Annotated in this window: 27 protein-coding genes; 6 read left to right on the top strand and 21 right to left on the bottom strand. The window is 54.3% G+C overall.

All coding sequences use genetic code 11. The features are described from left to right. Positions 1-154 precede the first annotated feature (154 nt). Positions 155-616, bottom strand: a complete 462-nt coding sequence (locus Q8A57_RS07095) for an Lrp/AsnC family transcriptional regulator (protein ID WP_305170300.1) — start codon at positions 614-616, stop codon at positions 155-157. Positions 617-842: 226 nt separating this feature from the next. Between Q8A57_RS07095 and leuA the strand changes: the two genes are divergently transcribed. Next, positions 843-2534, top strand: a complete 1692-nt coding sequence (leuA, locus tag Q8A57_RS07090) for a 2-isopropylmalate synthase (RefSeq protein WP_305170299.1) — start codon at positions 843-845, stop codon at positions 2532-2534. 89 nt (positions 2535-2623) lie between these two features. Here leuA and Q8A57_RS07085 read toward each other — a convergent pair whose 3' ends face one another. The 4 genes from Q8A57_RS07085 to Q8A57_RS07070 form a co-directional block, all read right to left on the bottom strand. Next, on the bottom strand, positions 2624-3160 hold the full coding sequence (locus Q8A57_RS07085) for a GNAT family N-acetyltransferase (RefSeq protein ID WP_305170298.1): 537 nt from the start codon (positions 3158-3160) through the stop codon (positions 2624-2626). A gap of 232 nt (positions 3161-3392) precedes the next feature. Continuing rightward, positions 3393-3914 carry a malonic semialdehyde reductase gene (locus tag Q8A57_RS07080; protein ID WP_305170297.1) on the bottom strand — a complete coding sequence of 174 codons (522 nt, stop codon included), beginning with the start codon at positions 3912-3914 and terminating at the stop codon, positions 3393-3395. Continuing rightward, positions 3901-4626, bottom strand: coding sequence for a pirin family protein (locus Q8A57_RS07075; protein ID WP_305170296.1), 726 nt, complete (start codon positions 4624-4626; stop codon positions 3901-3903). Before Q8A57_RS07075 ends, Q8A57_RS07080 begins: the two co-directional genes overlap by 14 nt. A 28-nt stretch (positions 4627-4654) precedes the next feature. Further along, complete coding sequence (locus tag Q8A57_RS07070) at positions 4655-5062, bottom strand: DoxX family protein (RefSeq protein ID WP_305170295.1); 408 nt, start codon at positions 5060-5062, stop codon at positions 4655-4657. Between the two features lie 6 nt (positions 5063-5068). Here Q8A57_RS07070 and Q8A57_RS07065 point away from each other — a divergent pair, with 6 nt between their 5' ends. Beyond that, positions 5069-5293 (top strand): type 2 periplasmic-binding domain-containing protein, encoded by a 225-nt coding sequence (locus Q8A57_RS07065; protein WP_305170294.1) that lies wholly within the window; start codon positions 5069-5071, stop codon positions 5291-5293. Between the two features lie 3 nt (positions 5294-5296). Here the strand turns inward: Q8A57_RS07065 and Q8A57_RS07060 are convergent, their stop codons facing one another. Beyond that, the gene (locus tag Q8A57_RS07060) at positions 5297-6856 is read right to left on the bottom strand and encodes a M48 family metalloprotease (RefSeq protein WP_305170293.1); all 1560 of its coding nucleotides are present in this window, start codon (positions 6854-6856) and stop codon (positions 5297-5299) included. An 82-nt stretch (positions 6857-6938) separates the two neighbouring features. On the opposite strand from Q8A57_RS07060, the gene yaaA reads away from it, so the two are divergent. The 3 genes from yaaA to Q8A57_RS07045 are packed head-to-tail and all read left to right on the top strand — an operon-like array spanning position 6939 to position 8787. Continuing rightward, complete coding sequence (yaaA, locus tag Q8A57_RS07055; protein WP_305170292.1) at positions 6939-7712, top strand: peroxide stress protein YaaA; 774 nt, start codon at positions 6939-6941, stop codon at positions 7710-7712. Positions 7713-7723: 11 nt separating this feature from the next. Further along, positions 7724-8344, top strand: a complete 621-nt coding sequence (locus Q8A57_RS07050) for a DUF938 domain-containing protein (protein ID WP_305170291.1) — start codon at positions 7724-7726, stop codon at positions 8342-8344. Beyond that, on the top strand, positions 8314-8787 hold the full coding sequence (locus tag Q8A57_RS07045; RefSeq protein WP_305170290.1) for a methyltransferase family protein: 474 nt from the start codon (positions 8314-8316) through the stop codon (positions 8785-8787). Before Q8A57_RS07050 ends, Q8A57_RS07045 begins: the two co-directional genes overlap by 31 nt. Before the next feature lie 3 nt (positions 8788-8790). On the opposite strand, the gene Q8A57_RS07040 is transcribed toward Q8A57_RS07045, so the two are convergent. From Q8A57_RS07040 to Q8A57_RS06990, 11 genes are all read right to left on the bottom strand, one after another. Continuing rightward, complete coding sequence (locus Q8A57_RS07040; protein WP_305170289.1) at positions 8791-9327, bottom strand: BPSL1445 family SYLF domain-containing lipoprotein; 537 nt, start codon at positions 9325-9327, stop codon at positions 8791-8793. Between the two features lie 26 nt (positions 9328-9353). Then, positions 9354-10499 carry a GNAT family N-acetyltransferase gene (locus tag Q8A57_RS07035; RefSeq protein ID WP_305170288.1) on the bottom strand — a complete coding sequence of 382 codons (1146 nt, stop codon included), beginning with the start codon at positions 10497-10499 and terminating at the stop codon, positions 9354-9356. A 73-nt stretch (positions 10500-10572) separates the two neighbouring features. Beyond that, a complete protein-coding gene (phoR, locus tag Q8A57_RS07030) occupies positions 10573-11862 on the bottom strand; it encodes a phosphate regulon sensor histidine kinase PhoR (protein WP_305170287.1) in 1290 nt (429 codons plus the stop codon). A 9-nt stretch (positions 11863-11871) separates the two neighbouring features. Continuing rightward, positions 11872-12573 (bottom strand): phosphate regulon transcriptional regulator PhoB, encoded by a 702-nt coding sequence (gene phoB / locus Q8A57_RS07025; protein ID WP_305170286.1) that lies wholly within the window; start codon positions 12571-12573, stop codon positions 11872-11874. 84 nt (positions 12574-12657) lie between these two features. Continuing rightward, positions 12658-13530, bottom strand: coding sequence for a 4-hydroxybenzoate octaprenyltransferase (gene ubiA / locus Q8A57_RS07020; RefSeq protein ID WP_305170285.1), 873 nt, complete (start codon positions 13528-13530; stop codon positions 12658-12660). Between the two features lie 19 nt (positions 13531-13549). Then, positions 13550-14104: a chorismate--pyruvate lyase family protein gene (locus tag Q8A57_RS07015; protein ID WP_305170283.1), complete on the bottom strand. Its 555-nt coding sequence runs from the start codon at positions 14102-14104 to the stop codon at positions 13550-13552. Positions 14105-14156: 52 nt separating this feature from the next. Beyond that, positions 14157-14756, bottom strand: a complete 600-nt coding sequence (locus tag Q8A57_RS07010) for an XTP/dITP diphosphatase (RefSeq protein ID WP_305170281.1) — start codon at positions 14754-14756, stop codon at positions 14157-14159. 74 nt (positions 14757-14830) lie between these two features. Next, positions 14831-15271 carry a DUF4426 domain-containing protein gene (locus Q8A57_RS07005; RefSeq protein ID WP_305170279.1) on the bottom strand — a complete coding sequence of 147 codons (441 nt, stop codon included), beginning with the start codon at positions 15269-15271 and terminating at the stop codon, positions 14831-14833. A gap of 47 nt (positions 15272-15318) precedes the next feature. Beyond that, the gene (gene metW / locus Q8A57_RS07000) at positions 15319-15915 is read right to left on the bottom strand and encodes a methionine biosynthesis protein MetW (RefSeq protein WP_305170278.1); all 597 of its coding nucleotides are present in this window, start codon (positions 15913-15915) and stop codon (positions 15319-15321) included. Beyond that, positions 15912-17069 carry a homoserine O-succinyltransferase MetX gene (metX, locus tag Q8A57_RS06995; protein ID WP_305170277.1) on the bottom strand — a complete coding sequence of 386 codons (1158 nt, stop codon included), beginning with the start codon at positions 17067-17069 and terminating at the stop codon, positions 15912-15914. The genes metW and metX overlap by 4 nt, the downstream gene beginning before the upstream one ends. Positions 17070-17176: 107 nt before the next feature. Beyond that, positions 17177-17953, bottom strand: a complete 777-nt coding sequence (locus Q8A57_RS06990; protein ID WP_305170276.1) for an exodeoxyribonuclease III — start codon at positions 17951-17953, stop codon at positions 17177-17179. A 118-nt stretch (positions 17954-18071) separates the two neighbouring features. Here Q8A57_RS06990 and Q8A57_RS06985 point away from each other — a divergent pair, with 118 nt between their 5' ends. Next, positions 18072-18701 (top strand): hypothetical protein, encoded by a 630-nt coding sequence (locus Q8A57_RS06985; protein ID WP_305170275.1) that lies wholly within the window; start codon positions 18072-18074, stop codon positions 18699-18701. Here Q8A57_RS06985 and slmA read toward each other — a convergent pair. From slmA to coaBC, 4 genes are read right to left on the bottom strand one after another with little or no spacing between them, the layout of a single operon-like run. Continuing rightward, the gene (gene slmA, locus Q8A57_RS06980; protein ID WP_305170274.1) at positions 18673-19278 is read right to left on the bottom strand and encodes a nucleoid occlusion factor SlmA; all 606 of its coding nucleotides are present in this window, start codon (positions 19276-19278) and stop codon (positions 18673-18675) included. The genes Q8A57_RS06985 and slmA overlap by 29 nt on opposite strands. Positions 19279-19283: 5 nt before the next feature. Continuing rightward, positions 19284-20186: an acetylglutamate kinase gene (argB, locus tag Q8A57_RS06975; protein ID WP_305170273.1), complete on the bottom strand. Its 903-nt coding sequence runs from the start codon at positions 20184-20186 to the stop codon at positions 19284-19286. 28 nt (positions 20187-20214) lie between these two features. Beyond that, complete coding sequence (locus Q8A57_RS06970; RefSeq protein ID WP_305170272.1) at positions 20215-22599, bottom strand: phosphomannomutase/phosphoglucomutase; 2385 nt, start codon at positions 22597-22599, stop codon at positions 20215-20217. Beyond that, on the bottom strand, positions 22596-23798 hold the full coding sequence (coaBC, locus tag Q8A57_RS06965; RefSeq protein WP_305170271.1) for a bifunctional phosphopantothenoylcysteine decarboxylase/phosphopantothenate--cysteine ligase CoaBC: 1203 nt from the start codon (positions 23796-23798) through the stop codon (positions 22596-22598). Before coaBC ends, Q8A57_RS06970 begins: the two co-directional genes overlap by 4 nt. Positions 23799-23800 lie beyond the last annotated feature (2 nt).

The raw sequence follows: 23800 nt of genomic DNA, 5'->3' as shown, positions 1-23800 counted from the left end.
ACTTGCAGGTAACATGAACTTAGTATGGATCGGGTTGAGACAGGTTTCGACAGGATTTACCGGCAAAACTCACTTGATAAACGGCAGAAACACCAAAGAGACTGAAATTATAAGTGTTTGAAACGGTGCTAGAAGTCGAACAAATGCTCTTGGCTTACACCGGTAACACAGAGGTATTTTGAGGTGATTTCAGCACAAATGAGGACTGAACACCGGTAACGCCTTCGATTCGGGTAATCTTGTTCAGCAGGAATTGCTGGTACCCATCCATATCCTCCACTACCACCTTCAGCTGGTAATCTGCGGCTTGGCCGGTGATCAGGTGGCACTCAAGAACTTCAGGGTAATTGGCCACGGCGGACTCAAACCCGGCAAAGCGCTCAGGTGTGTGCTTGTCCATGCTGATCTGGATAAACGCCATCAATTTAAGCCCCAGCTTGCGGGCGTTAAGACGCGCGGTATAGCCCACAATCACACCTTCCTCTTCCAGGCGGCGCACCCGGCGCAGGCAGGGGGAAGGGGACAGATTAACGGATTCCGCCAGGTCCTGATTGGAGATGCGGCCATCCCGCTGTAACTTGCGAAGAATTGCCCTGTCAAAGTGATCGTATTCCATAAATTGCTCAATAGTTTGTATATGAAGTATATTATTGCGCAAACAAGATAAATCAACATATAAATGGCAATAAAATTGTTCTTCGTGCGCATTAAACTGACCCTGTCCTGAGAAAAAGAAATGGGCCAGAAGCCCACCGGTACCGTTAATGGCTGGTTACCCGCTTTGCCTGCAATCAGGTACCGGCTTTTTTTCAGGGGTTAAACAACCGCCTTTGGAGAGCATTATGATCAGTAACCCTGCCAGCAAATACCGAGCCTTTGACCCGGTACAAATGCATGACCGCCGCTGGCCCGGTCGCACCATCGAAAAACCACCCATCTGGATGAGCACCGATTTGCGTGATGGCAATCAATCGCTGATTGACCCCATGTCGGTGGAAACCAAGTTGCGTTTTTTCGACATGCTGGTTGAGATCGGCTTCAAGGAAATTGAAGTGGCGTTCCCCGCTGCCTCCGAGACAGAGTTTAATTTTGTACGTCGCCTGATTGAGGAAAACCGTATCCCCGAAGACGTCACCATCGAGGTGTTGACCCAGGCGCGGGAGGACTTGATTGCGCGCACCGTTGAGGCGGTGCAGGGTGCCCGGCGGGTGATTATTCATATGTATAACCCCGTGGCACCTCAGTTCAGGCGCATTGTCTACAACACCGATATCGCCGGTGTGAAAGCCATTGCCGAGCAGGGTACCCGCTGGATCAGGCAGTACTCCAGCCAGTACCCTGAGACGGAATGGGTGTATGAATACTCCCCTGAAGTGTTTTCCGGTGCAGAACTCGAAGTGGTGAAAGAGGTGTGTGATGCGGTAACTGCCATCTGGCAGCCGACACCGGAGAACAGGATGATCCTCAACCTGCCTGCCACGGTGGAGATGGCCACGCCTAATGTCTACGCTGACCAGATCGAGTGGATGGACCGGAACCTCGCTAACCGGGAGAGCATTATTATCAGTGTACATCCCCACAATGACCGCGGTACCGCCGTGGCGGCGGCAGAGCTGGCACAAATGGCTGGCGCCGACCGGGTGGAAGGCTGCCTGTTTGGTAACGGCGAGCGCACCGGCAATGTGGATATCGTCACGCTGGCCCTGAATCTCTATAGCCAGGGAGTGGACCCGGGCCTGGACTTTACACGTATCGATACGATTCGGCATACAGTGGAGGAATACAATCAGATTCCCGTGCACCCCCGTCACCCCTATGCTGGCGAACTGGTATTCACCGCCTTTTCCGGTTCCCATCAGGATGCCATCAAGAAAGGTTTTGCACAGCGGCGGGATGGCGAAATCTGGGAGCTTCCCTACCTGACCATTGATCCCGCTGATCTGGGCCGGGGTTACGAGGCTGTCGTCCGCGTCAACAGCCAGTCGGGTAAGGGCGGGGTGAGCTTCCTGTTGCAGCAACAGTATGGCCTGGAACTGCCGCGTCGCCTGCAGATTGAATTCAGCCGTGTGGTAAAAGCCTTTACCGACCGGGAAGGTCGAGAGGCGACCAGTGCGGATATCTTTGCCCTGTTTGAACAGGAATATTTACAGGATAGCGGTGCCTACAGCCTGGCCGACGCGGATGTCACCATCCACAGTCACGGCAACAAGGGTGCCACCGAGGTCCAGATCCAGTTTATGGAGAACGGCGCAGCCAGAACCGTCAACGGCATTGGCAACGGCACCATCGACGCGGCGGTCAAAGCCCTGGGCGGCAATATCCGCGTCATCGACTACCACGAACACGCCCTGGGCACCGGCTCGGAAGTGGAGGCGGTCTGTTATCTGGAAATGCAGATTGACGACGGCCCGGCCATGTTTGGCGTGGGGGTGCACCGCAATATTATCAGTGCAGCCATAAAGGCCATCTTTAATGGGCTTAATCGCTGTAGTGATAATGTGACATTAAAAGCGCAGGAACTGGAATCTGCATAAAAAAATAAAAGAGAATAGCTATTGGAAAACCGGAGTTTTTACTCTGGTTTTTTTTCGAAAATTATCGGGCAATCAGATATTTTTTAGGCTTACCAATAAACAGGGTTGTTGAAGGCTTTAACACACATGGGACGTTCATTAATTACTGGGATAGGCTCATAGGTCAGAGATTGACCAAGCCAACCAAACGGCATGGAAAGCTTCTGCGGGGCCTGAAGGACATTTTCTGAAAGTGCCTGAAACCCTACCTTTGAATAGAAAGCAGGGTCGCCATAGGTTACGGCAACATGAACAGAGCGTTTTTTGAGCTCGTTAAGTCCAGATTTTATTAGCGCCTGCCCGATCCCTTCGCCTTGGTGTTCGTCACTTATGGCTACCGGTGCCAGCATATAAACGCTGATAGCATGCTTAAAATGCAGACGAGTGAAAAAAATAGCGCCAACGAGAGTGTTGTTTTCAAATGCACCGACGCTGATCGTTTCGTCATTGTCGATCGTTGATGCCAACTCTGAAGCAAGTTTGCCAATCAATGTTCCTTCCTTCTCGCCCTCAGATGCAGTGAATACACTAGTGAACAGTTCAGTTATCGCTGCATGGTTTGATTGGTCGAGAATCTGATAAATCATAACGGGCATTCAACGTGGGTAGTTGGTTTAAGCGAAATGGCAACAAAAATTTCTAGGCTACTGTGCCACCAAAATGGTGGCACAGTCATTGATCACGCTTAAATATAAATGATTGGGTGTTGTCTCGATATCCAAGGGTTTGCCGAGGTGTAAGGAGAACGCGCTAGAGCAGGAGACAAGCTTCTTCAAAATCCAGCCGCTTGCCCCGTGCATACAGTGCGTCGTGATCGCCCTAGCCCAGGTTGATCAGAAAGTTAGATTGCCAGCCGTTTTCAGCAAAGAAAATGTCATCGATTTTGCCGTTATCAAAGCCGGACATGGGCCCGCAGTCCAGCCCTAGGGCGCGGGCGGCCATAATCAGCCAGGCACCCTGAAGGGTGCCGTTGCGAAAAGCCGTGCTGTTGGATAACTCTTCGTTGTCGGCAAACATCTTTTCCGCGCCGTCCATGTGAGGGAACAGTTCTGGCAGGTGGCGGTAGAACGTCGGGTCGTGGGCGACGATAACGGTGACCGGTGCCGACAGGGTTTTGTCCCGATTGCCTTCAGCCAAAGCCGGCAATAACCGCTGCTTGCTGGCGGGGGTGGTTAAAAATACAAACCGTCCCGGATGGGCATTCATGCTGGTGGGGCCCATGGCTGCCAGTTGGTAGAGCTGACGAAGGGTATCGGCGGCAATGCCACGATCCTGCCAGTGGCTGTAGGTGCGTGCTTCTGTGAAAAGTTGCTCGATGCTGTGTTGTTCAATGGGTTTCATCAATATGTCCTTGGTAAAGATGTTGGGGTACGTCGAAGACCAGGGCCAGACTATCTTGCCCGGCTAGGTATTCAGTGGCGTTTCCGGGCGCGGGAATCATTCCATCGCCGGGACCTAGTGTTTGATGGTCAATGGTCAGTGACCCTTCGATAAGTTGGAGGCGGCGTATCCAGCCCGTTTGTAGCGGGTGTAACAGCTCACCGCCGTTGGCGAGGCGCAATTGCCAGATATGGATATCCTGATCCAGCAAGAAGGCCTGGGCATCGGGTGCACCACTGGCGACCAGTTGCAGGGGAGCGCTTTCTTCAAAGCGTTTGTACTGGTAGTTGGGCAGTCCACCATGGTGTCTGGGCAGCACCCACAACAGGATAAATCCCATCGGCTCATTGCCTTTTGCGTTGGCCTCACTGTGGGTAATACCGCTACCAGCATTCATCAGCTGATAGTCGCCAGGTTGCAGTAGCGAGGTATGGCCGCTGCTGTCCTCGTGGTACATGGTGCCGTAGGTCACCAGGCTGATAATTTGCGCACTCTGATGGCCGTGGGTGTCAAATTTACCGCCGGGTGCGACATGGTCCTCGTTGAGTACCCGCAGCGGCCCAAAACCCATGTGCGCCGGGTCGTAATAGTGGTTGAAGGAGAAGCTGTGGTAGCTGCTGAGCCAGGGCAGTTGGGTACTGCCACGCTCTTTGGCTTTGAAAAATTTATCCATAGCACACCCCCTATCGAAGATAGTCCCTTTACTCTAAGACAACTTTTTCCTGTTGTAATGCCAGGCTGCCGTTTCCCTGCAGAGCAATGACCGCCGTCGCAATGGCGAGAAACAGGGGGTATTCCCAGCCACCTCCGGCATTGCTGAAGACCCAACCGGCGCCGCTATGGGCCCAGGTAGCACCCAGAGCTATCGGTAAAAGCGCCAGTGCAGCCCAGCGAGCTTGGTAGCCAAGCACTAAGGCGACACCGCCAATGGCTTCTGCAGCAAAGGTTGCGTAGGCCAGGAAAGCTGGCAAGCCGAGGCTTTCGAAGAAGGCGGCGGTGCCAGGGAGGGTAAAAATCACCAGTTTCAGGTACAGGCTGTGGGCGATATAGATCACGCCCAGGCTAATACGCAGTAGCGTCGTTCCATAGTTTGTCGGTGTGTTCATCATTTCGCCGTGGCTGCCCGCGCCAATACCCTGATCGGTATGGCCGAGTTGGCCCGTGCGGGTTTGGGGCTGGCTTTTTTGCCAGAAGATGTCGCACCCGGTCTTCAGCCTATCGGTCAGTTTGAACGGCAATTTGAATCGCCGCTCTGGCTACTGACGCACCCGGATTTGCGGAGCAATGCCCGGGTGCTGGCCTGTAGCCGATTTCTGGCGGAGCGGCTTTCGGATACGTGAGAGTTACTGCGCGGCGATCTGTACCCTGGACACTTTGATACGGTAAGCGCTGGCTTCGGCGCTTTCCTTAAAGGGGCCGATACGGGTTTGCAGACTGACTTGTTGGCCGGGGGCCAGCTTGCTTGGGCCATTGATGCTGGAAGTGCTATCGGCGATAAATGAATTGAGCATTTTCGTCAGTTGCAGCTCTACATTCGTCACCGTCACCGGGCTGTTGTTCTTAATGACGATAATCAGATAGCCGTCGTCACCCAGTACCAACTTGCTGGGAATATATTTGTGGGGCGCTGTTTCCAACTCCAGTACCGCTAGCCGCTCCTGAGATTTTTTGGCAATCTCGCCACTGCCTGAAGCGGCGGTCTGAAAATAGCGAATGGCGTTCTGTTGATCGCCGCTGTCCAGGGCAATTTCCCCCAGATAGTAACTAGCATAGGGAGTGGGCAGAATGTTGTAGCTTTTTTCGAGGTCAGACCGTGCCCCTGTTTTATTCGCCTCTTCATAGCGCAGCATGCCGCGGGCCAGGTAATGGCTGAAATAGTCAGGGTTTTTACCAATGGCGGTGGTGAAGGCTTTCTCGGCGTTGGCAGCATTATCCAGCATCTCCCAAGCGTGGCCGCGAAGCTCCCAGAAATAGCCATCACCGGGTTGTATGGCGATCGCCTTGTCTAGTGCGGCCAGCGCACCTTTAGCATCTTTGTTGTTGAGCGCCTTGATGGCCTCATCCTGAGCTTTGTAGGCCGGTTCGTCACGTTTCAGCCGGGAGATTTTTCGTTGGTAAATATCGCGGTTGGTTACGCCTTTGGGGAGAGTCGCAGCCTTGGCCTGATTGGCATTGACTCGTTCCTGAGAAGGCGGGTGACTGGCGAACAGGCCGCTGATGAAATCCTGCTGGCGGCCCTCACTGAGCTTCACAAACGTCTCCTGTAGCTTCACGGCGCCATAGGGGTCATAGCCAGCTTTGACCATGTAGTCCATACCGTAGCGGTCAGATTCAAGTTCGTCTTCTCGGCCGTAACGGGCCATCCAGGCAGCGGCCCCCAGTTGTGCCACCTGGGCACCGGCCTGACCGAGGCCGTAATTGGCGCCGGCAATGCCCACAGCGGCCGCTCCAATATTCAGCAAGGTGCCGCGAGTCATTTGAGAAGCCCCATGGCGGGCCGCGGCGTGAACAATTTCATGGGCGAGCACGGCGGCAAGTTGCGATTCGTCTTCGAGGTAGGTGAGCAGGCCACGGTTGACAGCGATTTTGCCTCCCGGCAGTGCCCAGGCATTGGGCACCGAATTGTTCAGTACAACAAATTCATAGGGCAGATTGGGACGATCACTGACAGCGGCCAGTTTCCGGCCTACCGAGCTGACATAGACCTGTAGGTTCGGATCAAGATAGTACCTGCCACCCTGGGATTGCTGGGAAGGTGCATAGTTGTTGGCGCCGATCGCCACTTCCTGCTCGGGAGATACTAGGGAAAATTCACTCTGGCCCGTGACCGGGTTCACCGAGCAGCCCGTGAGGGTCAGTAGCAGTGCGAGAAGGGGAAATGAAATTCGGTGAAACCGGCGCATGTTTACTCCTGGCAAGCGGCAGTGGTGAAATGAGTATAATGAACTACCTTGATGTGTAAATGACTACCCGGTTGGACAACGTATGTTGACAGTAATTTCCCCTGCAAAGACCCTCGATTATGAATCGCCGCTGAATACTGCCCAGTACAGTCAGCCCGACTACCTGGATGATTCCGCAGTATTGATCGAGGAGCTGCGGCAGTTATCACCACCGCAAGTGTCTGCCCTGATGGGGATCAGTGACAAGCTGGGTGCGCTCAATTATGGCCGCTTTCAGGACTGGCAGAAGGCGTTTACTCCCGATAATGCGCGTCCCGCCGTGTTGGCTTTCAAGGGTGATGTCTACACCGGGCTGGAAGCCGAAACCCTTTCAGAAGCAGACCTGTTATGGGCGCAAGACCACCTGCGCATTCTATCCGGTCTTTATGGCCTGCTACGCCCGCTGGACTTGATGCAACCCTATCGTCTGGAAATGGGCACACGGCTTGCCAATCAGCGGGGCAAGGATCTCTACGGTTTCTGGGGGAACAAAATTACGGAAGGGCTGAATGCTGAACTGGATACTATGAGCACGCCGGTACTGGTCAACCTGGCATCCAACGAGTATTTCAAATCGGTGATACCGAAAGAACTCCATGGGGACGTCATCACCCCCGTCTTCAAGGACTGGAAGGGTGGTAAATACAAAATCATCAGCTTTTATGCAAAGAAGGCTCGGGGGCTGATGAGTCGTTACATCATCGAAAATCACATTGACGATGTTGAACGCCTCAAGGAATTTGATGCGGCGGGTTATGCCTACCAGCCTGCGATGTCCTCAGCACGTGAGTGGGTATTCACTCGCGATGAAACATAGATTTAATAAGCATGTATCCTGAAAAACCTTTTTCCCAGGCCTGCGAAAACAATCGTCAGCCGATTCTGGATATTCTGCAGAGGGCTCTTGCAGACCGCCAGCAGGTGTTGGAGCTGGGCAGTGGTACAGGTCAGCACGCGGTGTATTTTGCGCCGCGTCTGCCCCACTTAACTTGGCAAACCACAGATCTGGCGGTTAATCACGAAGGCATCAACGCCTGGATCGACGAGTTCCCCGCGGATAACCTCAGACGGCCATTGCTGGTCAATGCAGACCAGCGCCCCTGGCAGCTCGATGATTATCAGCCTGATGCGCTGTACACGGCCAATACTTGCCACATCATGGCCTGGTCATCGGTGGAAAACCTGTTTGCGGAACTGGAAATACTCATGCCTGAAGATGCGACCCTGGCCATCTATGGCCCCTTCAACTACGGGGGTCGTTTTACCAGTGACAGCAACGCACGTTTCGATCAGTGGCTGAAACAGCAGGCGCCCCACCAGGGCATACGAGACTTTGAAGCGGTTAACAGACTGGCAGAGACCGCCGGGTTTAGGCTGGCAGAGGACAATGCAATGCCTGCCAACAACCGGTTACTGATATGGAAAAAGCGCTCAACAACCTCGGATTGAAAATTCCACCCCTGGCGCAATGGCTTCTGATCGGGGTGTTAATGTGGCTGCTGGCCCGCGGGTTTGGAGCCGATACCTCCTATAGCGCGTTCTGGAGTTTACTGGTGATACTGGTCTTGGTGGCGGGTGTGGCTGTGGTCGCCCTGTCAGTGCTCACACTGTATCTGGCGAAAACCACTATCGATCCACGTTACCCCCACAAGACAGTGCGATTGATCACCCAGGGTATTTACGGGTATTCCCGCAACCCTGTTTATCTGGGGCTGCTGGTGATGCTGCTGGCCTGGAACCTGTATCTGGACAGCTTGTACGCGACCCCGGGATTACCGCTGTTTGTCGCGACGATAACACTGCTACAGATCATTCCCGAGGAGAGGATACTCACTCGCCAGTTTGGCGACAGTTACCAGAGTTACTGCGGCACTGTGCGTCGCTGGCTTTGACGATCAGCGAACAATGGGGGTGATTTTGGAGCCCTCGATGGTGAGGTTGTACATCAGGCCCTTGTTGGAAAAGATGAAACCAATGATAGGCTGCTGTGCCGTCTGGGTATCAATTTCTCCACCGGCCCCAAAGCTGGCGATGGCGACGCTGCCATCGACTCCCGCTTCCCAGCCCTCACTATTGCGGAATTTGTTGAGGGCGCTGTCCGTCATGAACAGGATGATTTGAGATTTGATCTGTGCGCCCAGTTGAAAGCCCAGGGAGGCAGAGGCAATGTTGTAATATTTGACGTTATTGCCGCTAATGCGCAGCGCGCCTTCGCCGTACTCACCACCCACCCAGAAACCGGCTTTGTAGACCTTGGGAAAAACCAGGATACCTCTGGCCTGTGAGGTCAGTTCCCTGGCGGCAGGAGACTGTTTATGTAACTCGGCCAGTGCTTCCTGCACATAGAGGTCGATTTCCAGCTTAGTGGCAGCCTGGCCTGATGCAGAGAAAAACAGGCATCCCAGCATGAATAACCAAACGGACTTCTTCACGGCTAACTTCCTCCTCGGAATCGGGTCTAACCACCGTTATCGGTTTTGTATGGTAACTGTCGCCGGGTGTCCTGAATATAGTCCAGCACATATTGTCGTTCTTCGGTGACAAAACGTTTGATCGCTATGGCGAAATCCACATTGCGAATCCAGTGGGCCGAGCAGTTTTCCCGTGGTTCAAAGCCGCGGCGTACCTTGTGCTCACCCTGGGCACCGGCATCAAAATGTGCAAGATCAGCCTCAATGGCAAACTCTATGCCCTGGTAATAACATAGTTCAAAATGCAGGAAATCATATTCCTGGATACAACCCCAGTAGCGACCGTAGAGACTTTCATCGTCGTAAAAGAAGAGTGCTGCGGCCACCTTTTCGTCATCGCGCTCGGCTACGGCCATCATCAGCTGGCCATCCATCACCTCGCCCAGGCGGTCAAAAAATGACTTTGTCAGGTAGCCCTGGTTGCCGCTGTGTTTGTGATAGGTGCTGTGGTAGACCTGGTAAAAAAACTCCCACCATTCGGGGGTGATTTCCCCGTTGCGCAGGCGCCTGACAGCCAGCCCTTTATTGGCCAGTTCGCGGCGTTCGCGGCTGATATTTTTGCGTTTGCGGGACGATAACGCAGCGAGAAAATCATCGAAATGCCGATAACCCCGATTTTCCCAAAGATATTGCACATTGCTGCGCAGCAGAGCGCCGGCCTTCCCCATGGCCTGAATCAGAGTGGGCTCCGCAAACAGTAGGTGCCAGCTACTGATATCTTTGTCGTCGGCCAGCTTGTGGATGGCGGAAAGCAACAACGGCGCTACCCTGGCAAGCTCGATATTGGGTGCCAGGGCCAGCCTGGGCCCCACCGCGGGGGTGAAGGGAACAGCGCTGAGCAGCTTGGGGTAATACGCCATGTTTTGACGCTGGTAGGCCTCAGCCCAGGTCCAGTCAAAAACGTATTCTCCCCAGGAGTGATGTTTCAGGTACATCGGCAGGGCACCAATGGTGCGCCTTTTCTCCGTAAGGAGCAGGTGACAGGGTTGCCAGCCCGTGGCGGTGGAGGCACTGCCGGAGTGTTCCAGAAGCGAGAGAAAACGATGCTGCAAAAATGGGTAAGAGCTGTTGTATAGCCCATCCCAAACACTGGCATCGCATTCATCAATGCTGTTTAGAACCCGAATATCCAAAAAACTGATCCATCTTGAGTGGCACCGACAGTGATTACGGACCCCGATAGGGTCGGTAATCGTCAACAGGGGACTATGCTACTACAGTCGGTTTTGGAAGGTGGCAGCAAAAGCAGCTGCCTTTACCCAGGGTGCTGCGAATCTGCAGGGTGCCGCCGTGGCGCATGAGAACATGTTTGACAATGGCCAGACCGAGGCCGGTTCCGCCAGTGCTTGAGGCGCGACTGTTATCGACGCGGTAGAAGCGTTCGGTAAGCCGCGGAATGTGTTTGGGATCTATGCCGTAGCCATCGTCACAGATCTCAATAATCACTTCATTTTCGGTGCTGCGGCAGGTCAGGCTAACATCCACGCCACCGGGATTATGTTTGATGGCATTGATGGCCAGGTTGGAAATGGCGCTGTACAGCTCTTTGTATTCACCTCTGACCTCCAGTTTTTCTTCCACCAGCTCCATCGAAATATGGTGGTTTTCGGTGCAGACCATGCGGGCATCCTGCACGACCTGTTGCAGCAACGTGGCAATATCAACGGTAGAGCGCGGTGGGGGTTTTCGGTTCGACTCCAGCTGCGACAGCATGACCAGATCGTTGGCCAGCGCGTTGAGGCGTTCGGTCTGCTGGTCCATCTGATTGAGGGCTTTTTTCCAGGTGCCCGGCAGTTGATCACTGTTATCTTGCAGGGTTTCCAGATAACCGGAGAGTACGGTCAGCGGGGTGCGCAGTTCGTGGGAGATATTGGCAACAAAGTCCTGCCGCATCTGTTCCAGGTTGCGCAGTCGGGTGATGTCCTGCGCCATCAGGATAATATTCCCGTCGCCAAACTCGGCTGCACTGAACAGCAGGGTTCTGCTCGGGTCTTCCGGGGAGGGTAATTCTGTAGGTGGCGGCAGTTCGTTGTGCTGGATAAAGGCCACAAAGCGTGGGTCGCGAAGAATATTGATTATGGACTGGCCCCGGTCCCCCTTTTCCAGGCCCAGTAAGGCCTCTGCCGCGGGATTCCACCATTCCAGAACACGGTCAGGGGTCAGTGTCATGATGCCGTCGGGTAACGCAGAGGTGATATTGCGCACCCGTTCGGAAAGCTGGCGGCGGCTCTGTTTGGCGCGGTCATTGCGCTGCTGCATACGGTACAGGTAGTCCGTCATATCACCCCAGACACCACTGGCATCTGGCGGCAGCCCATTAGCCCCCTGATCCAGCCAGTCGTAGAGGCGGGCGATATGAGAAAAAGTCCAGAGCATATAGATGCTGCCACCGGCCAGCAGGGTGAACAGTATTTCGCCCAGCATGAAGCCGATGAATAACAGCAGCAGCGTGATCAGGACAATCCGCCGTATTTCTGCCTGTAGCCCTCTGTGCAAGTGTAGTCCTTACTCTTCTACAACCCGTGTGGAGAAGCGGTAGCCCGCGCCCCGCACAGTCTGTATGAAGCGGTCATGGCCTTCAAGGGCTATTGCCTTGCGCAGCCGTCGAATATGGACATCGACGGTGCGCTCATCCATGTACACATTGCCGCCCCAGACGTGGTCCAGAATTTGGTCGCGGGAGTAGACCCGCTCCTGGTGGGTCAGGAAAAAACTCAGCAGGCGGAATTCAGTCGGCCCCATGGAGACGGTCTGATCATTGATGGTCACTCGGTGGCTGATGGGATCAAACAGCAAGCTTTCCACCTGGATCGGTTCCTGTGGCAGGGCCGGTTCAGCGCGGCGCAGAACCGCGTTAATCCTGGCTACCAGAGCGCGGGGAGAGAAAGGCTTGGTGATATAGTCATCGGCACCGATTTCCAGTCCCTGGACAACATTGTCCTCACTGGCCTTGGCGGTGAGCATGATGACCGGAACGTTTTTGGTCAGCTCGTCACGTTGCAGGCGACGAATCAGCTCGACGCCACTGGTGCCGGGCATCATCCAGTCCAGTAACACCAGGTCTGGTTGCTCGTCGATGATCATGGCGTGAGCCTGCTGGGCGTTTTCCGCCTGAATGCAGTTGAATCCCGCCACGTCGAGAGCTGTGCTGATCATGTCGCGGATGGCTGGTTCGTCATCCACGATGAGAATGGTTTTTTCGCTCATATCCCTATCGTCTCTTTTCATATCTGTGTATTACATGACTCAGGTATGACAGAAATATGACAGTGGTTGGCACGACATGGTGAACTAGTTGCCGCCCAGCTGATAGTCGAGCACCAGTCCTATAAAAATAACGGCACCCACGTAGTTGTTGTTGAGGAAGGCCTTAAAGCAGCCGTCCCGGTCACGGTTACGTATCAGGTACTGCTGGTAGAGAAACAGCAAGGCCGCAACAGCCAGCCCCAGAAAAAACCAGAGGCCGCGGCCAAAATTCGTACCTATCATTAGCAATGCAATCACCACCAGTACCTGCAGGGTGGCGGTGATGGCGATGTCCATGTCGCCAAACAGAATGGCCGTGGATTTGATCCCGATTTTCAGATCATCATCACGATCAACCATGGCATAGAAGGTATCGTAGGCGATGGTCCACAGGATGACAGCAGCGTAAAGCGCCCAGAGCTCAGGGCGCAGTGAGCCGGTTTCCGCTGCAAAGGCCATGGGGATACTCCAGGCAAATGCCGCGCCAAGTACCAGCTGGGGCAGGTGGGTGTAGCGCTTCATAAACGGATAGCAGAATGCCAGCGCCACGCCGACAAAGGCCAGCTGAATGGTGAGCGCGTTGGTTAGCAACACCAGCAGGAAAGATAACAGGCACAGGGCGGAAAACAGTATCAGTGCCTCCCTGGCGGTGATGGCGCCTGTGGCCATGGGACGGTGCTGGGTGCGAGCTACATGACCGTCGACTTTGCGGTCGGCAAAATCATTGATGACACAACCGGCGGCACGCATCAGGAACACGCCGAGAACAAATACCAGCAGATTCTTGATGGAGGGAACGCCCTCTGCCGCTAGCCACAGGGCCCAAAGGGTGGGCCATAACAGCAACAGCGTCCCAATGGGCTTGTTGAGGCGCATCAGGCTGATGAAGTCTGGCAATCTTTCCCGCAATGAGTTCATGTTAGGCGTTAATACCGGGCTAAAGCGGGGTATTGTAAGGGGTAAATTCCGGTAAAAACATCTCACACACCAACAGCGGTTTGTTGTCCAGCCAGAACAGGGAGCGTCGCCCCGGTATTGTGGCCTGTATCCCTTGCAGGGGACCGGGTAGAGGTAGCTGGCGGGTATCCTGGCAGGTGAGCTCTATGGCACCCCTGCGCATGTGTGGGTCGCTGAATAACAGCGCTCCCAGTGGTCGGTTGTCCAGTTTGCGTAAACCGCGCAGACGCCCGTTTAGTGAGGTTTGGGGGATGACACTGCGCGCATAGACCCAGGGTCTGCCACCGCCGAGCAGAATCACTTCGCGAATCAGCGCCAGCTGGTGGTGCCTCATAGCCAGTGCTTTGCGCTCGGATGGTCTGGGGAGTGACATCTGCTGGCGGATGACCTGTACACCAAAATCACCATGACTGAGTTTGATCAGTCGCTCGGTGAGGGAACCCCGATCCAGCAGCCAGCTGCGAAGCGGGCCGTTGGCCGGTGAAGCGGGGCCGCGCTTGTGGCGATGCCAACGGGGTTCTGACGTGAACGACATGGGGGTCCTGGTAACGCTGGTGTGGTGGCTATTCTAACGGCTGAGAAGGCAGTTAGGTTCGTGTTTGGGGTGACAGTTTTTCCAGTAACAGTCCCATGGCCTGTCCGCGATGACTAATGCGGTTTTTCTCGGTTTTCTCCAGCTGCGCCGATGTCACACCCAGCTCTGGTATCAGGAAAAGGGGGTCGTAACCGAAGCCATTGTCACCCTGTGGCGCGAAGCTGATTCTACCTTCCCAGGTTCCCTGGCAGATCAGCGGTGTCGGGTCTTCGGCATTGCGCATCATCACCAGCAGGCATTGGAAACGGGCGGTGCGTTGTTCCTCCGGTATCTCCTGTAGCAGGGATAGCAGGCGCAAGTTGTTTTTTTCATCTGTGGCGTTTTCACCGGAAAATCGGGCGGAATAGATGCCGGGTGCCCCGTTGAGCATATCCACCTCAAGGCCAGAATCGTCAGCGATAGCGGGTAGGCCAGTCAATTTGGCGGCGTGCCGTGCCTTGATAATGGCGTTCTCAACAAAACTCAAGCCATCTTCTATGGCATCGGGAATGTCAAAGTCGGACTGTGGCACAACGTCCATATCCAGTTCCGCGAGCAGTTGCCGGAATTCAGTGAGCTTGCCTTTATTGCCGGTGGCGAGGACGACTTTCATAACTGTGGGTACCTGTTACATCAATGAATTCTGCGGGCCACCACTACTACAGTGGCCCACAGTTGAAGCTGATCTCACTCGTCCTGATACAGGGTTTTCTGAAAGGTGACGGAGAGTGGTGGTTTGTTGGGATCGGGTGTGACTTCAATCTTGAATGTCATGTAATCCTTGTTATCAATACGAAAAGGCGCAAGGTAGTAAACCGTATCTCCTTCCCGGACTTCAAAAAAGTCCAGGGTTTGCTGCTGGGCGAGGATATTGGAGACAGTGCCCTTGACCAGTGCAGTGGTGCCGCCTGTCTTGTCGTCCCGCAGTACGGCAATATTGACCAGTCCACGATCCTTGCCGCGAACGATTTTGTAGGCGCTGGCGATGTCAGGCTGTATGAAACTGCTATTGAACACGCTGTAAAACACTTTGATATTGCCAAATTCACGGTAGGGTTTGTCGTTGGCCTGAGCCGTCACAGTGAACACAGTTAGCAAGACGAAACAGATGGATCGGGTCAATTTCATGGTGATTCCCTCGCAGTCTCAATAACAGATTAACGGCGCTGCAATGTCTATTTGCTCAAATGGTAAATTGCAGTTTCACTGAAAAGGTTAGGCCAAATTCCCTTGATTTGCCGGTCGGGCAAGCGGGTGGCAACAAATTCACGGTGCAACAGGCGAATGCTTTTTTCCGCGCACAGGGCTTCGAAGTCATCCACGGTACAGAAGTGAATGTTAGGGGTGTCGTACCATTGATAGGTCAGCTGTTTGGTAACCGGCATGCGGCCACGGGTGAGCAGGTAGAAGCGCGCCCGCCAGTTGCCGAAATTAGGAAACGTGACCACGCATTCCTTGCCGACACGCAGCATTTCATCCAGCACCAGATGCGGGAAGCGCATGACCTGCAGAGCCTGCGTCATGACAACGGTATCGAAACTTTTATCGCTGAACTGGGATAAGCCTTCGTCCAGGTTGGTCTCCAGTACATTAACCCCGTTGGCCACGCAGGCGGTGATCTTGTCCGGATCGATTTCGAGGCCATAACCCTCAACGTTTTTTTCCTGGTGCAGCATTTTTAACAGCGTACCGTCACCGCAGCCGAGATCGAGAATGTGGCTTGAGGGTTTGATCCACTGCTTGATAATGTCCAGATCGGTCCGGTTGGTCATGGTGCCGCGACCTCATTGTCCAGGCGGGTCAGATAAGCCGAGAGTACCTGCTCGTAGCGCTCGTTTGGCAACAGGAAGGCATCGTGGCCGAGATTGGACTGAATGGCGGCATAGCTGACGTTTTTATTGGCAGCTATCAATGCTTCCACAATTTCCCGGGAACGTTCAGGGGCAAAGCGCCAGTCGGAAGAAAACGAGACCACGAGAAAATCACACTGGGCATGCCGGAATGCCTCCACCTGATCGTGGTTGTATTCCCTGGCCAGATCAAAGTAATCCAGTGCCTTTGTCATCAACAGGTAAGTGTTGGCATCAAAGGCGCTGGCAAACACGTCACCCTGGTAGTGCAGGTAGCTTTCTACCTGAAATTCAATGGGGGTATCCTGCCCGCGCTGGAATGATCCAGAGCGCAGTTCGCGGCCGAATTTATCGCCCATAATTTCATCGGAGAGATAGGTGATATGCCCGATCATCCTGGCCAGACCAAGACCATTGCGTGGCAACGCCTGGTGTTCCAGGTAGTGGCCATCGAGAAAATCCGGATCCGATTTAATGGCGTTGCGGGCGATTTCATTGAAGGCGATATTCTGTGCACTGAGCTTCATGGCTGAGGCAATGATAATTGCATGGCGCAGCCGATGAGGATGTTCCAGAGACCAGCGCATAACCTGCATACCGCCGAGGCTGCCGCCGACAATAGCGGCCCACTGCTGAATCCCCAGCCGATCCGACAGTCTCACCTGACTCTCTACCCAGTCGCGTACTCGAAGAGCAGGGAAATCCGGCCCCCAGGGTTGCCCCGTTTGCGGATTGATGGATGTCGGACCAGTGCTGCCGTGACAACCTCCCAGATTGTTCAGGCACACCACAAAAAAACGGTTGGTATCAAAAGGTTTTCCCGGGCCGATATGGTTATCCCACCAGCCCGGCTTCTTGTCCTCCATGCTGTGGTATCCGGCAGCATGATGATGCCCGCTGAGGGCATGACAGATCAGGATGGCGTTGCTGGCATCAGCGTTAAGCTCGCCATAGGTTTCAATCACCAGCTGATATTGATCCAGGGTGCGGCCGCAGGCCAGTGTCAGTGGATCATCGAACTGAATCACTTGAGGGGTGACGATACCTACTGAGTTGTCGGGAATAACGTCTGGCATCAGGGCGGCAAGGGTTCCTTGGCTTTTTCAGGGATCTGCGGGAGTCTAAATAGGGGCGGCCATCAGCGCAACCAGATTACCTGTCAGGTTGTTAATGCAGAGGCTGCTCACAGCGATTCGATGTCGTAATCAATGATCACAGGCAGATGGCTGGAAAAGCTTTTGGCCTTGTAGGTCACTGCATATTCCACGCTGTGACGCAGGTTATTGGAGATGAGTTGCAGGTCCGTACGCCAGCCGCAGCCTTTGCCAATCTCGCCGGAGGGCCAGAAGGTGAATTCATCTCTGTCGGAATTGAAAAGCCGAAAGGCATCGGCGTAGCCAATGGCGTTATAGAGTTGCCCCAATGTTTGTCGTTCGTGGGGCAAAAACCCAGACAAGGCCTCACAGGCGGCAGGTTCTGAGACATCGGCTTCGCGATGGGCAATATTCCAGTTGCCACAGAAAAAGTAGTCTCGACGCTTGTGGCTGATCTTTGTGAGGTGACCGAGCAGGTCGCGAAAAAAGCGATCCTTGGTCTCCTGGCTGCTGGTACCGGCAATGGCTTCGGGGGCCAGAAGCGAGCAAATACTGATCCGCTCGAAATCTGCCTGCAGGTATCGCCCCTCCATATCCTCGCCATTACTGGCGCCAAAGCCATACATGATGGCCTTGGGCATCTCCCGGGTATAGATAGCGACACCGTTTTTAGTCGCATCCGGGGCATCAAGAAAATAGCTGAAATAACCATCCAGGACGTAGTCTTGACACTCCTCAAGCTTGTAGGCGGAGGTGCGCAGGTCCTGAAGGCAGATCAGGGTGGCATCCTGGGATGCCAGCCATTCAAACAGGCCTTTTTCTGTTGCTTGCTGAATACCGTCGACGGCAAGACTTATGATGCGCATTATCGCCCCTTGTTTTGGGAGAGTGTATGATAACCGGCAAGCCAGCATTGATGAATTGGCAAACAGGATTCAATGACCTGGGCATTTGGACTCGACTTTGTAAGGGCAGGGTGCGTTTGTGAGAAACACCAGAACAACCTACAAATCCATCGGTGCTGTCGCCGTTGTACTGCTATGCCTGAGCGCTATGGTAGCAGAGGCAGGCAATCTTTACCGCTATCGAAACAGCGATGGCAATCTGGTTATTGACCACCAGGTTCCCCCAGAATACATCGCCCAAGGATATGAAGTTATCACCAGTACCGGGCGTGTGGAAGCGGTAATTCCTCCCCACCAGGAAAACCAGGAAGAAATGGCACCTGAGGCGGTGCAAACGGCAGCCCAGAATCGCGAAGAAGACCAGATGCTTCTGCGCAGCTACAGCAGCGTCGAGGAGTTGCAGGCAGCCGGCGAGCGTCGCCTGCAACAGCTGGATCGCGAGATCGAAAATGTCGAATCCAATCGGGAAAAAAATAGCCGACAATTGACGGAGTTTCGTGAAAAGGCGGCAATGGAGCAGTTCAACGGAGCAAAGCTGTCAGATAAGCTGTTGAACAGCCTGAATGGCGTTGAAATAGCTAATCGTGATGCCGTGCAAATGCTTGAGCTGCGTCAGAATGAGCGTGAGCAAATGGCATTGCGCTATCAGCGCTACGTAGAGCGTTTCAAAGAGTTGACAGCTAAAACCCCGGATTCCCCTGCCGAATAAACACCGCTTGCGCGACGGCCCATTGCTCCTGCCAGTGCTCCGTCGGCGGACGACTGAATCCGCTGCGCACAAACTGGCTGATGCGGCCTTCTGCCAGTGACAAAATAAAATTGGCTGCTGCTGTAACGGTGGTTGCCAGCCGCAAATTTCCTGCCATCTCAGCTTCCCTGAGAATTTGTTTCAGCTGTGTTTCCAGTCGGTCGAAAAGCTGCTGAATACGTTTGTGCAGCCGGTCAGTTTCGCCGGTGAGAGCATCGCCGGTCAGTAGACGGGTAATTCCCGGATTTCTTTCCGCAAAGGTCAGCAGCAGTGTCAGTATCCTGTAGCAGCGCGTAGCGGCGTCGGGTTCTTCGCTGAGAATGGTGCGGATACGGCTGAAAAGTGTTTCCTCAATAAAGTCGATCAGGCCTTCGTACATCCGGGTTTTACTGGGAAAGTGCCGGTACAGGGCCGCCTCAGAAACACCTACTTCGGCGGCCAGGGCAGCAGTGGTGATGCGGCCGCCGGGGGTCGCCTCGAGCATCCTCGCCAGGGACTGGAGTATCTGCTGCTTTCTGGATGGATTATCCGTTGCCACGTTTATTACCCGGTTGTGTTGGTGATCAGGGTGCCGACACCCTGGTCAGTGAAAATTTCCAGCAGAGTGGCATGATTCACCCGACCATCAATAATATGGGCCGCCTTCGCGCCACCCTTCACCGCATCCAGTGCACACTGAATCTTGGGTAGCATGCCGCCGTATATGGTGCCGTCTGCAATCAGATCATCCACCTGTTTCGTAGACAAGCCGGTCAGCACCTGGCCATTCTTGTCTTGCAGCCCAGCTACATTGGTCAGCAACATCAGTTTTTCTGCTTGTAGCACCTCGGCGATCTTTCCGGCCACCAGGTCGGCATTGATATTATAGGAGCGACCTTCGCCATCGACGCCAATTGGGGCGATCACCGGAATGAAATCGCTGTTGGTGAGCATGTCGATCACACTGGTGTCGATCGAGGCCACTTCGCCCACGTGACCGATGTCGATGATTTCCGGTGCCGCCATTTCCGGCTTGCTGTGTCGAACCTTGAGTTTACGCGCCATCAGCAGCTGGCCGTCCTTGCCGGTAATGCCCACGGCTTTGCCGCCCGCGTGGTTGATAAGATTGACGATTTCCTTGTTGACGGTACCGCCGAGCACCATTTCCACTACGTCCATGGTTTTGCTGTCGGTGACGCGCATGCCATTGATGAAGTGTGATTCGATATTGAGTTTCTTCAGCAGGTCACCGATTTGGGGGCCACCGCCGTGAACCACAACCGGGTTCATGCCCACCAGTTTCATCATCACAATATCCCGGGCAAAGCTGGCTTTGAGCTTTTCGTCGACCATGGCATTGCCGCCAAACTTGACGACAATCGTCTTGCCGGTAAAACGTTGAATATAGGGCAGCGCCTCGGATAGCACTTTGGCTGTGTTGGAGGCGGCTTCGCGGGTTAGTGACATTGATGTTCCTGGTGTTTTTATCAGCGGGTTAGAAGGTGAGGTTGCTGTCTATGCTACGAAGTTGCTCCCGGAAAAGCGACTGGATTTTTTCCAGGGCATCACTGGAATCCGCCTCGAAGCGGAGGGTCAGTGCGGGGCTGGTATTGGATGCTCGCACCAGTCCCCAGGCTTTGGGGAACTCCACGCGCAAGCCGTCGATGGTGCTCACTTTGCCATCCTGAAAGACTTCTTTTGCAAGCAGTTTCTGCACAATGTCGAACTTGCTCTCTTCATCTGTCGGCACAAGAATTTCCGGAGTGGCATAGCGGGTTTCGAAACTGGCCATGATGTCATCTAGGCCCTGCTCGCGAATGCTCATGATTTCAATCAGCCGGGCTGCGGCGTAGAGTCCGTCGTCAAAACCGTGCCAGCGATCATGGAAGAAAATGTGGCCACTGAACTCGCCTCCCAGGGGCGCCTTGCTTTCAATGATCTTGTTATACATGTGCGAGTGACCGGTTTTCCACATCACCGGGCGGCCGCCATAGCTGCTGATCAGGCTGTTGAGCCGACGGGTGCTCTTGATATCGAAGACCACATCGGCTCCCGGGTGCCGGGAGACCACATCACGGGCAAAAATCATCAGTAGTTCATCGGGCCAGATAATCTGCCCACTGGCGGAAATGGCTACGATGCGGTCACCATCGCCATCGAGGGCGATCCCCAGGTCGGCATTCTGTTCCTTGACCCACAGTCTCAGGTCCTCGAGGTTGGCGGGCACCGAAGGGTCCGGTGGGTGGTTGGGGAAGGTGCCGTCCACATCGCAGTAGAGCGGCAATACATCGCAACCAATGCCTTCCAGCAGCCTGATGGCCAGTTCACCGGCTGCGCCATTGCCCGCATCCAGAATCACTTTCAGGCCCTGTGCCGGCACAATGTCGCTGATGATGGCCTGCAGGTAATCCTCCGAGAGATCCTGTTGACTACGCTCTCCCGGGGTTTTCTCCGGGATTTCCGCAGACATTTCCTGTCGCAGTGACTTCACTTCTTCGCCGCACATGGCGTGGTGCTGAAAGAACATTTTGAAGCCATTGTATTCGGCGGGATTATGGCTGGCGGTCACCATCACACCACAGTCACTCTGTTGCAGGTGGTGGGTGGCAAAATTCAGTAGCGGTGTCGGTACCAGGCCCAAGTGAATAATATGACAGCCCGTGCTGAGGATGCCCTGTTCCAGCGCCTCGCTCAGTTGTTCGCTGGACTGGCGGCCATCGCGGCCCAGAATCAACGTGTGTTCGCCCCGGGCGATGGCGCGCAGGGCAAGCGCTTTACCAAGCTGTTGTGCAAAGTCCACAGTTAATTGCTTGCCGGCAATACCGCGGATATCGTAATCGCGGAATACCACATCCGGGTAGGAGCCGGTTACTTCCGGACGATCTTCCTGCTCCTGTACTGGCGTATCTGTCGTCCCTTTGCCAGGAATCACATCAAGGAAAGATTTGCCGGAATCGTTCACAGGGTCGGTTGCTGGAGGGTTCAAATGTGTTTTCTTCTCTGCACGAGGGGAAGGGGCTTTGTCCACATGGAAGTGCAGGGTCAGGCGCAGCAGCAGGTAGATGATAACTAAGGTTGAAACAGCCAGTACTGAACCAAACAGGGCAAAACCTTCATAGGATGGCTCCGTGCTCTGTAATAACACCTTGCTGCCGGTAAAGCGCAGTGACCAGTTGGCTGGTTCGAGCTTTAATTCAATGGTCTCCAGGGCCTTGGATTTATTGCCCGTTGTTACAAATGTAGCGCCCTTTGTTTTGGGCATGGTCTGTACCAACTGGGTCAGCCCCAGGTTTTCTTTCACTGCGGGTTTCAATACATCCAGGAGCGGTTGCAGTGATTCCATGCCCAGCATAGCGCCGATAATTTCACCCTGCTGATCTTTCAATGGGTGGCTGTAGAGAAGCTGCCACTCCTTTCCGAGGCGTGCAGCAGCTATCGATTGCAGATCGCCAGCCAGGGTTTTTTCTGCCAGGTAATGGCCGGCAAAGTTCTGCTGGTCAATCAGGCGTTGGTCTCCCGGTGTAATGAGATAACCGCCAGTGAAATCCGGCGCCCATTCCAGCAGCAATTTTTCTGCGGAGAGAATCTGCGCCATATCGGCAGAAGCAGCCGCAGTAGTAAATAAAGACTTTTCAGCCAAGGATAGCAGCTGTTGGTTGCGCTCTTTCAGGTAGTGATTGGTAGTACTACGTAATTTGGTCGCAAGTTCCCTGGCGTGTTCGGTAGCCTGCTCTTTCTGGGACGTCGTTACAGTTTTCTGAAATAGCCAGTAACTGGTGTAGCCGGCACCTGCGAGGAGCAGGACTACCAGAAGCAGAATCAACGGGTGTTGTTTGAGTTTGTGCAGGGCGCTTGATGCGCCGTTTGTTGTCTCTGTCATTTTGTCGGATTAGTCATTTCAGCAATTTTGGCAATCAACTGGCGAGCCAGAATGGATTTGTTGATTTTCGGGATGGCTTCCGAGGTATTCATCTCGACCACCAGTACTTCGTTATCGTCACTGTTAAACCCGATGGTGCGGTCAGAAACGTCATTGGCAATCACCAAGTCCAGATTTTTTCTTTCCAGTTTGCCGCGGGCATAGTTTTCCAGGTTGGCGGTTTCAGCAGCAAAACCCACGGTAAAGGGCCGGTTTGCTAATGCGGCGACGGCGCTGACAATGTCCGGGTTCTTGACCAGCTCAATGGTCATTTCTGCGGCATCTTTTTTAATCTTTTGCTGCGAGGTTTGCACCGGCCGGTAATCGGCGACGGCAGCAGAAGCGATAAACAGCTCGCTGCCGTCTGCTTCATGCAGCGCCGCCTCATACATTTCCTGGGCACTGGTCACAGCGATTGTTCGTACGCGATCTGGTGGTGTCAGGCTCACAGGACCACTGATCAGAATGGTCTCTGCGCCGGCTTCAGCAGCAGCTTCGGCCAGTGCATAGCCCATTTTTCCTGAGCTGTGGTTGCTGATATAGCGCACGGGATCAATGGCTTCCCGGGTGGGACCGGCTGTAATGACCACTTTCTTACCCGCCAGAGCTCCGGTCTCAAAGATATCTGCCATCAGCTCGGCAATATCTTCGGGTTCGCTCATGCGACCTGGACCAATATCCCCGCAGGCCTGGCTGCCTTCTGCTGGACCGAAAATATGGACTCCGCGACCGCGCAGGCGCTCAAGATTTGCCTGGGTTGCCGGGTTGCGCCACATGCCCTGATTCATGGCAGGCGCTATGGCCAGTGGTGAGCGGGAGGCGAGACAGAGGGTGGACAGCAGGTCATCCGCCTGCCCATTGGCCAGCTTGGCAATAAAGTCGGCGCTGGCGGGAGCGATCAAAACAGCATCAGCCCAACGAGATAACTGGATATGCCCCATGGCGGCCTCTGCCTCGGTATCCAGCAGCTCCAGGTGAACCGGATGGCCTGATAGTGCTTGTAGGGTCAGCGGCGTGATGAATTCGGTGGCAGCCGGTGTCATAACAACCTGAACATCTGACCCGGCATCCTGCAGACGGCGGATGATCTCAGCGCTTTTGTAAGCGGCAATGCCGCCGGTAACACCCAACAGAATCCGTTTGTTTGCCAATGACAGCATGA

It is taken from the genome of Porticoccus litoralis, from assembly GCF_030676955.1.
GTDB lineage: Bacteria > Pseudomonadota > Gammaproteobacteria > Pseudomonadales > Porticoccaceae > Porticoccus > Porticoccus litoralis.
The sequence above is the reverse complement of the archived record's forward strand: the minus strand, read 5'-3'. Positions and strand labels throughout refer to the sequence as shown.